The organism is Psychroflexus maritimus (assembly GCF_011089875.1).
Taxonomy (GTDB): domain Bacteria; phylum Bacteroidota; class Bacteroidia; order Flavobacteriales; family Flavobacteriaceae; genus Psychroflexus; species Psychroflexus maritimus.
The window spans coordinates 36,370-49,183 of sequence record NZ_JAANAS010000002.1 but is presented as its reverse complement, the minus strand read 5'-3'; the positions used below and the strand labels follow the sequence as shown (position 1 = coordinate 49,183).

The window sequence follows — 12,814 nt, the reverse complement described above, 5'->3', positions numbered from 1 at the left end:
TATTTAGAGTCTAAGATTAGTTGCAAATATACTACACAAATTTGCTTTACAATAAATTATAATTTAAAAGGTTATATAACTATAATATGATGGTGTATGGAAGAGTTAACGTTGAAAAAAAACAAGTTTTTAAGACAATTTGAGGCATTAGTTGATAACGAGTTAATTGCCATAGAGTTTGTAGAACAAGAACGAAAAACCTTTTTAACTAAGATGATTATAAGTGATCATTTAATTGAAAAGGGCTACAAAGATAAATTCATTGCACTGGTCTTAGACCAATTAAAAGAGGATGAAATTAAAGTCGTACCTACTTGTAAAGAAGTGAAGAGTTTTATGCGAGGAAACAAATTAAAATACGCTGACCTTCTACCGGTTGGAATTGCTTTATAAACGAGCTCAAGTTTTATAGTTTTGATTAAAAGAAGCTATTTTTATTGAAAATATAGCACAAAAAAAACAATTTTAAGCTTTTGTATTAAAAATATCTCATTTATTTAACATACTTCTAAGTCTGTTATCTTAAGGAAAATTAGTATCTTCGCAACAATCGAAAAATTTGTTGAAATGCAAGATGCAGTAGAAGAAAAAAAAGATATTTCGTTTAATGACTTTAAAGCTGAAGTGATTAACGACTATAAAATCGCAGTTAATAGTAGAGAATGTAGTTTATTAGGTAGAAGAGAGGTGTTAACTGGCAAAGCTAAATTCGGAATTTTTGGAGATGGAAAAGAAGTACCTCAACTGGCTTGGGCTAAATCTTTTAAAAATGGTGATTTTAGGTCAGGGTACTATCGCGATCAAACTTTTATGATGGCTATTGGCCAGCTCTCCATACAAGAGTTTTTTGCTGGTTTATACGCCAATACTGACATCAACCAAGAACCTATGTCGGCAGGAAGACAAATGGGTGGTCACTTCATGACACATAGTTTAAACGAAGATGGGTCTTGGAAAAACCTGACTCAACAAAAGAATTCAAGTGCAGATATTTCTCCAACTGCGGGACAAATGCCTCGACTTTTAGGTTTAGCGCAAGCCTCTAAGGTTTATCGTGCCGAAAAAAACATAGACAGCTCAAATTTTTCTAACAATGGTAATGAAATTGCTTGGGGAACAATTGGTAATGCTAGTACTTCAGAAGGTTTGTTCTGGGAAACATTTAATGCCGCTGGAGTATTAAAAGTCCCCATGGTAATCAATGTGTGGGATGATGATTATGGAATTTCTGTTCATGCAAGACACCAAACAACCAAAGAGAATATATCTGAAATCCTGAAAGGTTTTCAGCGTGAAGAAGGCACTAATGGCTACGAGATTATTCGTGTTAAAGGATGGGACTATTCTGCTTTAATTGAAGCTTATCAAAAAGCCGAAAAAATTGCTCGAGAAGAACACGTTCCTGTATTGATACATGTTATCGAATTAACCCAACCGCAAGGCCACTCTACCTCTGGTTCTCACGAACGCTACAAATCTAAAGAACGCCTAGAATGGGAGAAGGAATATGATTGTAATATACAACTTAGAAAGTGGATGATTGAAAATCAAATTGCCACTGATGAAGAATTAAGTGCAATTGAAAAAGATATAAAAAAGGAAGTTAGAACAGGTAAACAAAAAGCCTGGAAAGCTTTTGGAGAAATCGCTAAAAAAGAAAGTATAGTCTTAGTTAAATTACTAGAAGACTTAGCCAATTCAAGCGAAAACAAAGCTTTTATCCAGCCTTATGTAAACGAAATTAAACAAAATAATGAGCCGCTAAAATCGGTGTTGTTAGCTACAGCTAGAAAAGCATTAAGGCAAGTAAGATTTGAGCAATCTGAAGCAAAAACTGAACTAATTAATTGGATTGATGGTTTCAAGAAAAAAACACAACCTCAATACAGCAGTTATTTATTTAACCAAACTGAACTCCAAGCCACAGCTATTGATGAAGTAGCTCCTAAGTATAATGAAGATAGTAAGGAAGTTGATGCACGTTTAATATTAAGAGACAACTTTGACCAAATTTTTAAAACAAAACCAGAAACTTTAATTTTTGGTGAAGACTCTGGAGAAATTGGTGATGTAAACCAAGGACTTGAAGGAATGCAGAAAAAATATGGAGAAATTAGAGTAGCTGATGCAGGAATTAGAGAGGCTACAATTTTAGGCCAAGGAATAGGAATGGCTTTAAGAGGCCTCCGTCCAATTGCCGAGATACAATATCTTGATTATTTGTTGTATGCTTTGCAAATAATGAGTGATGATTTAGCTACTACAGCTTATCGTTCTGCAGGCAAACAAAAAGCACCTTTAATTATTAGAACAAGAGGGCATCGATTAGAAGGGATTTGGCACTCTGGTTCACCTATGGGCGGAATTCTTAACTTAATTAGAGGTATTCACGTACTTGTGCCTAGAAACATGACTAAAGCAGCGGGTTTTTATAACACACTTTTAGCCAGTGATGAACCTGCATTAATTGTTGAGTGCCTTAATGGCTACCGCTTGAAAGAAAAAATGCCTGAAAATTTAGGAGAATTTAAAACTCCATTAGGAAAAATTGAAACCATAAGAGAAGGTAATGACATCAGCATTGTTTCTTATGGATCAACTCTAAGGATAATTGAACAAGCTGCTAAAGAGCTAACAGAAGTAGGAATATCTGTGGAAATTATAGATGTGCAATCCTTATTACCATTCGACTTAAATCATGCCATTGTTGAAAGTGTTAAGAAAACTAATCGCCTTCTAGTAATTGATGAAGATGTTCCAGGGGGAGCATCAGCTTATATTTTACAAAAGGTTTTGGAAGAACAAAATGCCTATCAATATTTAGATAGTCAACCTCAAACGCTTACAGCAAAAGAACACCGACCAGCCTACGGAACCGATGGCGATTATTTCTCTAAACCTTCTTCAGAAGATGTATTTGAGAAAGCTTATGCTATAATGCATGAATTCAAGCCAGATGAGTACCCTAAGCTTGATTAATTATATGAAAAATAGCCTGAAAAAGCCGCTTTGAATTGAAATTCAAGCGGCTTTATTTGTGTAACCGATTTAAAATTACCTGGTGCATTTTTAAAGGGGTATTTTAAACGGCTAGTTTTTAAACTCTTTCTGCTATAGCTAAGCTTTAAACTTTGCATATAAATTTACCTAATGAGTTTAAATGAAATAAATAAACCTTTATATTTGAAGCGGATTAAAATATAAAAAATGAAGCATACCCAAAGATTATATACACTAAGTTTACTTGTTTTAATTACTCTATATCAGGCTAATGCGCAATACACAGAAACTATTAACTCAAATCGCCCTGGTGCTTCACAAGGTGCTTTTGCTGTTGGTGAAAACGTAATTCAATTAGAAACAGGAATAAGCTTTGAAAACAGTCAACATAGTTTAAGAAGTTCAGATGCTTCAATTTTTGGAACTGATTATGCACTAAGGTATGGCTTTCAAAGTTCAAGATTTGAGTTTATTATAGATGGTACATTTCTAGCTCAAAATGAAAGTATATTGGCTGGAGGAAGCTTTAGAGAATTTGAAACTGCTAATTTTCAAAGAAATACATTAGGCGGGAAATACTTATTTTATGACCCTTGGATTAGCAGAGAAATGGAAGGTCCTAACTTAAGAAGTTGGAAAAAAAACAATACTTTGCAATGGTGGCATTTAATCCCTGCAGTTTCAGGTTATGTTGGCATAAACACTAATTTTGGTGGGAGCCCATTTATGCCTGAAGAAGATTCATTTATCTCTTCGAGGTTAGCATTAATTTCACAACATAATTATAAACGATGGGTCTTGGTTTCAAACTTTATAATGGACCGAATTTTAACTGATTTCACAAGTTTTACGGGTATTTTTACGCTTACTCACACGATTAATTACAATTGGTCTGTCTTTGGAGAATTTCAAACAATTATAGGCGATTTTTATAGTGATGAACTTTTAAGAGGTGGTGCTGCTTATTTAATAAGCAGAAACTTACAAGTAGATGTAAATGCGTTAGTAAATTTTAAAAGTACTCCTGAACGATGGCAGGTTGGCATTGGTGTTTCTTATCGTTTTGACCAATTCTTAAATGAAGATTATATATTTGAATCTAAAGAAAAAAAACAAGATTATGAGAAACAAAAGGAAAATGAGAAAATAAAATCTGAACGCAAGCAAAAATTCAATATCCCATAATTCCTTAATGTACTAAAATCAGTTTTTACCTTTTTAGTATTTTGAAATTAGAATTGCCTATAGATGTGGTTAGCTTTACAAAATAAAAACCACGCTGAAAAGCTTCTAAATTGATAAAATTTTGTGGCATGCCTGTATGTTTGTTAATACATAAAACTTTTTTTCCTGAAGTATCGTAAATATCAACTTGTAGAATTTCATTTTCAGAAGAAATATAGAGTTTATCCTTAACTGGATTTGGGAAATAGGTATAGTTAAGCTCCTTAAATTCTTTATTTGTTAAGTTTCCTCCTACATCGGTAACTAGCTGAGATAAGGCTTGATAATATTGATTAGCAATAGCCTCATCATAAATGATTAGCGTGTTTTCATCATTTCTATTTTCAGCTGAAAAACTCCAATTATGTGATCCAGTGAGAGTTGCAGCTTGTGGAGTCCCATGGTCAACAACCATCATTTTATGATGCATAATTCCCGGAGCCGAGTATTCAAAATAATTAGTTGCTCCCAAGTTATTGGCTAAAAAGTCCTTTTGAGAACCGGCATAATCTTCTGTATCAACAATAAACGCTAATTCACTTATTCCGTTAGTATATTGATTAACTAAAGCTTGTGCCAAATTTTCTCTTGTAATTAACATCGAAGCAACAACAATGCTTTCTTGAGCATCCTGCATGAGGTTTATAATTTCTTGCTCGGTTCCATCGGTTGGGCTAAAATAACATTCAACTTCAATTCCTCCTACATTAAATTCCTTGGGGGAATTATCTTCTTTAGAATTCCCAAATCTTATGTTTTGATAATCTGGTTGAGCACCCGTACTCCCCCACATTTCATCAAATTCCATTTTATAGGTTTGCGCAAGAGTTTGGTCTTGAATAATAATAACATTATTTTTGTCAGGACTATTAATTTGCCCGGTAGTCCAATTGGTCGATCCTGTCCAAACTACCGATTTAGAAGCATCTTCATGTTCTGCATCCATAACCAGAAATTTATGATGCATTATACCTGGAAAATTAGGGTTTTCTAACCTTGCTATCACAGGTATATTTGCATTTAAAACATTAATCATAGAGCTACTCGTGCTTCCGTCATGAATTACTCTAACCTGAACACCATCTAGATGAGCTTGGTTAATTGCTCCAGCAATTCCTACACTTGGGTTGTTACCAAAAGAATTATAGATAGCAATATCAATACTCTCTTCTGCTCTACCAATATAATTAATTAAGGTATCTCGCATAGCGTTATCAACAAAATGAGCTACATTAGAAGGAGAAGAAGCTACCTCCTCATTGATTTCATGATTAAAATAGGCTATAATTTCGCCAGGTAAAATGGAACTTGAAGCATAGTTTTTTTGAACGTATAAAGTATCTTCTGATTCATCAAAAATTTTAAATTCACCTTTATAAAAAGCAGAAGGTGCAAGGTTTTTTAGTTGAATGATATGATGGTTTGTTTTGAATTTTGAATTTTCAAAAAAAAGAGTATCAAAGGTGTTTTTAAGTGGTATAAATTTAACCTCATAGCCAGCAGCATTTTCTGTTTGAATCTCAATATTTAAGCTAGATGGAGTAATCTGTTTTGCTCTTAAACTAGTATTTACAAGTTTTGGTTGAGCAAAACTTGTAAAAAGACAACTAAAAAAAATTGTATTAAATATTATTTTTTTCATAGGAATAGATTTAGTGTTACAAATATAGTTTAAAAAATCAAAAAACAGAAAGTAGTATAAATTTAGGAATTATTTTTGATCTGAAAATTAGAAAAAAAGCGAAGAAGTTGTTTTTAAATTCACATAGGCTTATCAATAAGTTAACCGTTGAATTAAGCAAATAAATGCTGATTTAAGTACTTTTGTTTAAACGTTTGTTATGAATTTAACTTCATTAAGTAACAGCAAATCTAAACAAAAATTGAACACAAATCGGTTTTTTAAATTCAAGAAGCCCTACGCTTCTAATTTTTTAGTCGTTGGCCATCGAGGCGCAAGAGGTTTAGCATCAGAAAACACAATTGCTTCGTTTGAGAAAGCCATAGAGCTAGAAGTTGATTCAATAGAGTTAGACGTTGTCATTTCTAAAGATCATCAAGTTGTTGTTTCTCACGAAGCCTGGATGAATCCATTAACCTGCCTATCAAAAGAAGGAAAGAGAATCTCTGAAGATCAAGCAAGGTTATTGAATCTTTATCAAATGGATTACGATGAAATTAAACAATATGATTGTGGGTCGCTTAGACACCCTTTGTTCGACGAACAAGAAACTGAAGAAAGTAGCAAACCTTTGTTAAGGGATGCTTTATTTATGATGGAGTTTATTTCAAAAAACCACCAACAAGAAATCGCTTATACAATAGAATTAAAGTCTGCTTCGATCACCGATGGTTTATTCCATCCTTCACCCTCAACTTTTGTTGACTTAGTAATGGAAAGTATTGCTGAATTCCCTTCAAAAAGAATTAACCTTAGAAGTTTTGATGTTCGTATTTTGAAGGTAATTAAAGACAAGTACCCCGCCTATTCTACATGTCTGATTTCTGCTGATGGAAAAATAGACAAAGAAATTAATTCTTTAGGGTTTATTCCTGAAATTTATAGCCCAAATTATAGACTACTTACCAAGTCTTTAATTAAAAAATGCCGCAGAAAAAAAATTCAAATCATACCCTGGACGGTAAATGAGTTTGAAGATTTAAGAAATCTACTTTTAATGAATGTGGACGGTGTAATCACAGACTTTCCAAATAGGGCTTTGCGTTTAAGGAATAGACTTAAAAAAATTGAGAGTTAATTACAGTCTTTCTTTAATTGTTCAATTTGCGTCTTTAATAAATCAATCTCTCTGGCTTGAGCTTCGTAGGTTTTTTTAGAATTAAAGTACATCAATAGAGCTATTAAGCTTGCAAAAACAAATCCGTACATGTAAAATTTAGATTTCATTAAATGGATATTTTAAGGTTATCATAGGCTAAAAAAACTCCTTCGGGTAATTCCTTCTGAACCTCATCATGAAAACCCATGTGATGACTTATGTGCGTTAAATAAGCGCGTTCAGGTTTAATTTCTTGTATAATTTTTAAGGCTTGAGCTAAGTTTAAATGTGATCTATGTTCTTCTTTCCTCAATGCATTAAGAACTAAAACCTTAACTCCTTTTAATTTTTCTTTTTCTTCCTCAGGAAAAACTTTAGCATCTGTAACGTAAGCAAAATCATCAAACCTGAATCCATAGACCTGTAAATCAGGATGATAAACATTTATTGGAATGACTTTTTTATCGCCTAAATTAAATGGCGAATCGTCAATGATATGTTCGTTTAGTGTAGGAGCCCCTGGATATTTATTTTCTATTTGAAAAACATATTCAAATCTTTTTTTCAATTCTTTCAAAACCCGCTGATGACAAAATATTGAAATATTTCCTTGTCTAAAATAAAAAGGCCTTACATCATCAAGTCCTATTACATGATCGTTGTGTTCGTGAGTAAAAAGAATACCGTTGATACGTTCTACACGATTAGCAATCATTTGCTGTCTAAAATCTGGTCCACAATCTATTACATAGTTAAAATTGTTCCATTCTAAAAGTACTGAGACCCTTAATCTTTTGTCTTTAGGATTGGTACTTAAACAGACGGGATGATTACTTCCAATTATGGGTATTCCTTGAGAAGTTCCTGTTCCTAAAAATGTAACTTTCAATGTTTTTTTTAACACAAATGTAGGTATAAATATTTCATTTAACTAAGCTTTTCCTTATATTTGTAGCTAGCAATACTGAAAAAAACTTTAATAAAAAATCAAGCTGTATGTCGATTAAGATAATGGGTGATAAAGATTTTCAAAGCGCCAAATCTGTTAAAGATAAATCCCTAAGAATCAACCTAAATGAAAACATTTATGGTACGTTTGCAGAGATTGGTGCAGGACAGGAAACCGTAAGGAACTTTTTTAGGGCCGGCGGTTCATCTGGAACTATCGCCAAAACCATGAGTGCATACGATAAAGATTTTTCGGATGCGGTTTATGGAGTTGAAGACGACAGAAGATATGTGACAGAAAGCAGGCTGCAAAAAATGTTGGATCATGAAACCCGATTAATTGAAGAACGTATAGTTAGATCTAAGCATCCAAACAAATTGTTTTTTACCTATGCTAATACGGTTGCCACAATAGATTTTGCCAAACGTTATAAAGGCCATGGCTGGGTAGGAATTAAATACCAATTAGAACCTAAAGGTGAATACAATAAAATTGTTTTGCACATCAGGTTTAAAGAAAACGATGCTAGACTGCAACAGAACACCTTAGGAATATTAGGGACTAATTTAATTTATGCGGCATTTTATGCTCACAGTGATGCCAAACAAGTTTTAAAGGATTTGTATGACCATATTGATAAAGATCAAATTGAAATTGACACCATCAACTTCTCAGGTCCTGTTTTTAAGGAGGTAGATAATAGATTAATGAGTTTACAATTGGTCAAAAACGGAATGACTGACGCAGTAATGTTTGATCCAAGTGCTAATAATGTACTTCCTGCTAAAGTTCTTTATAAGAAAAACATTCTAGCTTTAAGAGGAAGTTTTAGACCAGTGACTAAAGTAAATGAAGATATTTATGAAAAATCTTTAGAACTATTTGCCAAAGAGAAAAAAGTTAATCGAGAGAATATTGAAGTGATTTTTGAAATCACACTCTCAAACTTGCGTTCTGAAGGTGAAATTGATGAAGAAGATTTCATGGACAGGGCTAAACTTTTATGCGAACTTGGTCATACAGTTATGATTTCTAACTTTCAAGAATACTATAAACTGGTTGAATACTTATCTAATTACACCAAAGAAAGAATGGCTTTATCTATGGGAGTTAATAACCTTATTGATGTTTTTGATGAGAAATACTACCGCCATTTAAGTGGTGGAATTTTAGAAGCTTTTGGTAAATTATTTTACAAAGACCTGAAAGTCTATCTATATCCTTACAAAAATCCTGACACGGGTGAAGTAACTACTAGCGATAACCTAAAAGTTCACCCTCGCATGAAAGAACTTTACAAGTTTTTCAAACATAACGGAAGGGTGGTTGATGTTGAAAATTATAACCCCGAAGTGATGGAGATATTTTCTAGACAAGTCTTGCATATGATTGCTAACAACAAGGAAGGTTGGGAAAGACTTTTACCAGAAAAAACAGCACAGAAAATTAAGGATGAAAAGCTATTTCAACGTGATTATAAAAAACCAGAAAAAGTTGGTTTTTATGTTCAAAAATAAATAATAAACCGCTTCAAGTTTTGAAGCGGCTTACTTAATCTTATCGCTTAAATTAAGCCTCTATTTCACTACTTTCATACTAAATGCACTTTGTGTGTTTGCTATGTACGGAATTTTTGTGAGCTTCGTAACAATAAATTCTCGGTAAGCGTCCATGTCTTTTACTCTTACTTTAAGTAAATAATCATAACTTCCGCTTACGTGATTACATTCAACAACTGCTTCAAGTTGATTTACTTCACTTTCAAAGACATTCAAGTATTCTTGTGTATGTTTTTCAAGTTGAACCATGCAAAAAGCTAAAAACGAAAGATTAACTTTAAACGGATTAATTTTAGCTTGATAACCAGCAATTACCTGGTTACGTTCCAATTTTTTAATGCGTTCAAAAACCGCAGTTGGTGATAAATTTACCTGAAGAGCTAAATGCTTAGTGGTTAGTTTAGCATCATTTCTCAACTGATTTAATATTTTGAAGTCTATAGTATCCAAATTCATGATGAAAAATTATCGTTAATAAATAGTTTGAATCACAAAAATATAGAATTTAATTCTATAATAATATTATTATTAGTTTATTTTTCTAAATATGATAATTTAAATTGTTTTATATTCTTAATTACTTAATTTTGAAAAAATTTAATTTTTAGTAAAATGAAAAAAAACACCGCAGCACAAAGCATTCAAGAATTACAATTTTTTGGTGAATTTGGAGGAGTAAACCCTTCAATTTCAGATTCATCAACTTATACATTCTTATCGGCTCAATCTATGGCAGATACCTTTGAAGGTAAAACTGAAGGCTGCTATTTATATTCGCGTCATAGTTCGCCTAGCGGATTATATTTGAGTGAAGCCTTAGCTAAAATGGAAGCAACAGAATCTGCTCATGTTTTTGCTTCTGGAATGGGAGCAATTACTTCCGTAATTCTACAATTATGTAAATCTGGTGATCATGTAGTTTCCAGTAGAACAGTTTACGGCGGAACTTATGCTTTCATGAAAAATTTCGCTCCTAAATTAACTATCGAAACTAGTTTTGTTGACATAGTTAATTTAAAAGCCGTTGAAAATGCTATTCAGAAAAACACAAAAGTACTGTATTGCGAAACTGTTAGTAATCCACTTATGGAAGTCGCAAATATTCAAGCTTTAGCAAAAATTGCCCAAAAACATAAATTAACATTAGTAGTTGACAATACCTTTACTCCCTTAGCTTTAAGACCAAAAGAATTAGGAGCAGACGTAATTATTCACAGTTTGACGAAGTTTATCAATGGAAGTTCAGATACTCTTGGTGGAGCAGTTTGTGCATCTGAAGAATTTATCAATAAATTAAAAGATGTAAATGATGGTGCAGCTATGTTACTTGGTCAAACTTTAGATAGTCTTCGTGCAGCTTCTGTACTTAAAAACCTAAGGACATTACCTATTCGAATGAAACAACATTCAACCAATGCTTTATATTTAGCAAAAGCTTTTCAATCTTTAGGTTTCCGCGTGATTTATCCTGGATTGAATTCAGCAAAATCACATGAAATTATGAAGAATCAAATGGACGAAAGTATTGGTTTTGGTGGTCTTTTCTGCGTAGATTTAGGAAGCCTAGAGAATGCCAACCTCTTTATGGAAATGCTCCAACATAAAAACTTAGGTTACTTAGCCGTAAGTCTAGGCTTCTACAAAACTTTATTCAGTGCGCCAGGAAGTTCAACCTCATCAGAAATTCCAGAAAATGAGCAAAAAGAAATGGGGCTTTCTAAAGGTTTAGTAAGATTTTCTATTGGCTTAGATTATAACATTCATCACACTTTTGAAGAAATGAAAAGCTGCTTAGAAGCTTTAAAAATTAAGCCTTCTTCAATGTCTATCTAAGTTTTTTATCTAATAAGCATTAATCATATAAGATATACCTTATCTTTCTTAATTAATTCTGAAAGTCAATAAAGAAAAAAGTATTTATTGACTTTCAAATTTAGTTGCTAAAAATAATCAGTTTTTAATTAGTTTTGGTCTTGCCAACTGAATAGTTTAACTTAGCCAAGTTTAAAAGTTAAATGCGGAACCGACTAAAAAAAATAATTAATCACTCTCCCCTACTCAAAGTTTCCTCTTTGAACTCTGTTTCCATTTCTATAAAAATGATTACGGGATTAATCGTTACTAAACTTTCTGCAAATTTTTTAGGACCACAAGGAATCGCATTAATTGGAAACCTAAGGGATGTTCAAAAGCTAGTTTCCCATTTTGCTTCAGGTGGCCTTGAGAAGGCAATTATAAAATATGGAGCAGAATATAAAGAAGATAATAAAAATTTAAACTCTCTTTATAGTACCCTACTTTTTAGTTCAGCATTGTTAATGCTTTTTGTTATGGGTTTTTGCTTTTATTTTGCAAGAGAAATCAATGATTACATATTTCAACAAAGGGACTACACGTATATTATTCAACTATTTGCTGTTATTCTTCCTTTTCATGTGTTTAATTCGTTCTTGATTAATTTGTTAAAGGGCTTTGCAGCATTTAAAAAAGTAATTCAAATAGAAGTTGCTAGTCATTTTCTCAACCTTGGTTTATTTGTATTACTTTTATTGTTTTATGACTTAGAAGGAGCATTGTTAAATTTAATTATACTTCCATTAGCAGTTCTAATATATACGCTTTATCAATCTAGATTTTTTTTAACTACAATATTCAATATAAAACTGTTCTATTTTTCTACCCCCTTGCTAAAAAATCTTGGTCAGTACGCTTTAATGACCTTAATTTCAAGTATATGTTTCCCCGTGGCTTATTTAGGAATAAGGAACTTCATCATTGAAAATTTTAGTGAAGACCAGGCAGGGTATTGGGATGCAATCAACAGAATTACGAATTATTATATGCTGTTTATTTTGTCGCTTCTCAACCTGTACATTCTTCCAAAATTAGCTGCAGCAAAGAAAGCTTCAGAATTTAAAAGTATAGCTTTTGATTTTTACAAAAAAATAATTCCTCTATTTGCCATTGGTCTAATAGGAGTTTATTTTTTTAGAGAAGTGCTAATTAAAATAATATTTTCAGAAGAATTCTTACCGACTTCAAACTTGTTTTTTTGGCAACTATTGGGTGATTTTTTTAGAGTGGTTGCTTTGGTTTTGGCTTATCAATTTCACGCCAAGAAAATGGTAGTTCATTTTATTGTTACCGATCTTATATTAGCTATTTCGTTATATGTTTTCAGCCTCTTATTTTTGCCTAAAATGGGTCTTGAAGGAGTGGCCTTTGCACATTTTCTAGCTTATTTTGTTTATTTGATTATAATTTTGAGCGTTTTCAGAAAAGTAATTTTTACTAAAATTTAA

Annotated in this window: 11 protein-coding genes; 7 read left to right on the top strand and 4 right to left on the bottom strand. The window is 32.4% G+C overall.

Features of this window, described 5'->3' with window-relative positions; translation table 11 throughout:
- The first annotated feature begins 96 nt into the window (after positions 1 to 96).
- The 3 genes from G7034_RS01405 (at position 97) to G7034_RS01395 (ending at position 4,185) form a co-directional block, all read left to right on the top strand.
- A complete protein-coding gene (locus G7034_RS01405) occupies positions 97 to 393 on the top strand; it encodes a GNAT family N-acetyltransferase (protein ID WP_166399176.1) in 297 nt (98 codons plus the stop codon).
- A gap of 174 nt (positions 394 to 567) precedes the next feature.
- Complete coding sequence (locus G7034_RS01400) at positions 568 to 2,979, top strand: alpha-ketoacid dehydrogenase subunit alpha/beta (RefSeq protein WP_166399175.1); 2,412 nt, start codon at positions 568 to 570, stop codon at positions 2,977 to 2,979.
- A 228-nt stretch (positions 2,980 to 3,207) separates the two neighbouring features.
- The gene (locus G7034_RS01395; RefSeq protein WP_166399174.1) at positions 3,208 to 4,185 is read left to right on the top strand and encodes a transporter; all 978 of its coding nucleotides are present in this window, start codon (positions 3,208 to 3,210) and stop codon (positions 4,183 to 4,185) included.
- Positions 4,186 to 4,210: 25 nt separating this feature from the next.
- Here the strand turns inward: G7034_RS01395 and G7034_RS01390 are convergent, their stop codons facing one another.
- Positions 4,211 to 5,866: a phospholipase D-like domain-containing protein gene (locus G7034_RS01390; RefSeq protein ID WP_166399173.1), complete on the bottom strand. Its 1,656-nt coding sequence runs from the start codon at positions 5,864 to 5,866 to the stop codon at positions 4,211 to 4,213.
- 199 nt (positions 5,867 to 6,065) lie between these two features.
- Here G7034_RS01390 and G7034_RS01385 point away from each other — a divergent pair, with 199 nt between their 5' ends.
- The gene (locus tag G7034_RS01385) at positions 6,066 to 6,983 is read left to right on the top strand and encodes a glycerophosphodiester phosphodiesterase family protein (RefSeq protein WP_166399172.1); all 918 of its coding nucleotides are present in this window, start codon (positions 6,066 to 6,068) and stop codon (positions 6,981 to 6,983) included.
- On the opposite strand, the gene G7034_RS01380 is transcribed toward G7034_RS01385, so the two are convergent.
- The gene (locus G7034_RS01380; protein WP_166399171.1) at positions 6,980 to 7,132 is read right to left on the bottom strand and encodes a hypothetical protein; all 153 of its coding nucleotides are present in this window, start codon (positions 7,130 to 7,132) and stop codon (positions 6,980 to 6,982) included. The genes G7034_RS01385 and G7034_RS01380 overlap by 4 nt on opposite strands.
- On the bottom strand, positions 7,132 to 7,893 hold the full coding sequence (locus G7034_RS01375) for an MBL fold metallo-hydrolase (RefSeq protein ID WP_166399170.1): 762 nt from the start codon (positions 7,891 to 7,893) through the stop codon (positions 7,132 to 7,134). Before G7034_RS01375 ends, G7034_RS01380 begins: the two co-directional genes overlap by 1 nt.
- Before the next feature lie 107 nt (positions 7,894 to 8,000).
- Between G7034_RS01375 and G7034_RS01370 the strand changes: the two genes are divergently transcribed.
- A complete protein-coding gene (locus G7034_RS01370; RefSeq protein ID WP_166399169.1) occupies positions 8,001 to 9,470 on the top strand; it encodes a TonB-dependent receptor in 1,470 nt (489 codons plus the stop codon).
- Positions 9,471 to 9,530: 60 nt separating this feature from the next.
- Here the strand turns inward: G7034_RS01370 and G7034_RS01365 are convergent, their stop codons facing one another.
- Positions 9,531 to 9,968 (bottom strand): Lrp/AsnC family transcriptional regulator, encoded by a 438-nt coding sequence (locus G7034_RS01365; protein WP_166399168.1) that lies wholly within the window; start codon positions 9,966 to 9,968, stop codon positions 9,531 to 9,533.
- Positions 9,969 to 10,124: 156 nt separating this feature from the next.
- Here G7034_RS01365 and G7034_RS01360 point away from each other — a divergent pair, with 156 nt between their 5' ends.
- Together G7034_RS01360 and G7034_RS01355 are read left to right on the top strand one after the other, a co-directional pair.
- A complete protein-coding gene (locus G7034_RS01360; RefSeq protein ID WP_166399167.1) occupies positions 10,125 to 11,345 on the top strand; it encodes an aminotransferase class I/II-fold pyridoxal phosphate-dependent enzyme in 1,221 nt (406 codons plus the stop codon).
- Between the two features lie 182 nt (positions 11,346 to 11,527).
- The gene (locus tag G7034_RS01355; protein ID WP_166399166.1) at positions 11,528 to 12,814 is read left to right on the top strand and encodes an O-antigen translocase; all 1,287 of its coding nucleotides are present in this window, start codon (positions 11,528 to 11,530) and stop codon (positions 12,812 to 12,814) included.

Excerpts from the sequence above, each read along its gene's own strand:
- G7034_RS01405 (WP_166399176.1), top strand. The coding sequence starts at position 97 with ATGGAAGAGTTAACGTTGAAAAAAAACAAGTTTTTAAGACAATTTGAG.
- G7034_RS01400 (WP_166399175.1), top strand. The coding sequence starts at position 568 with ATGCAAGATGCAGTAGAAGAAAAAAAAGATATTTCGTTTAATGACTTT.
- G7034_RS01395 (WP_166399174.1), top strand. The coding sequence starts at position 3,208 with ATGAAGCATACCCAAAGATTATATACACTAAGTTTACTTGTTTTAATT.
- G7034_RS01390 (WP_166399173.1), bottom strand. The coding sequence starts at position 5,866 with ATGAAAAAAATAATATTTAATACAATTTTTTTTAGTTGTCTTTTTACA.
- G7034_RS01385 (WP_166399172.1), top strand. The coding sequence starts at position 6,066 with ATGAATTTAACTTCATTAAGTAACAGCAAATCTAAACAAAAATTGAAC.
- G7034_RS01380 (WP_166399171.1), bottom strand. The coding sequence starts at position 7,132 with ATGAAATCTAAATTTTACATGTACGGATTTGTTTTTGCAAGCTTAATA.
- G7034_RS01370 (WP_166399169.1), top strand. The coding sequence starts at position 8,001 with ATGTCGATTAAGATAATGGGTGATAAAGATTTTCAAAGCGCCAAATCT.
- G7034_RS01365 (WP_166399168.1), bottom strand. The coding sequence starts at position 9,968 with ATGAATTTGGATACTATAGACTTCAAAATATTAAATCAGTTGAGAAAT.
- G7034_RS01360 (WP_166399167.1), top strand. The coding sequence starts at position 10,125 with ATGAAAAAAAACACCGCAGCACAAAGCATTCAAGAATTACAATTTTTT.
- G7034_RS01355 (WP_166399166.1), top strand. The coding sequence starts at position 11,528 with ATGCGGAACCGACTAAAAAAAATAATTAATCACTCTCCCCTACTCAAA.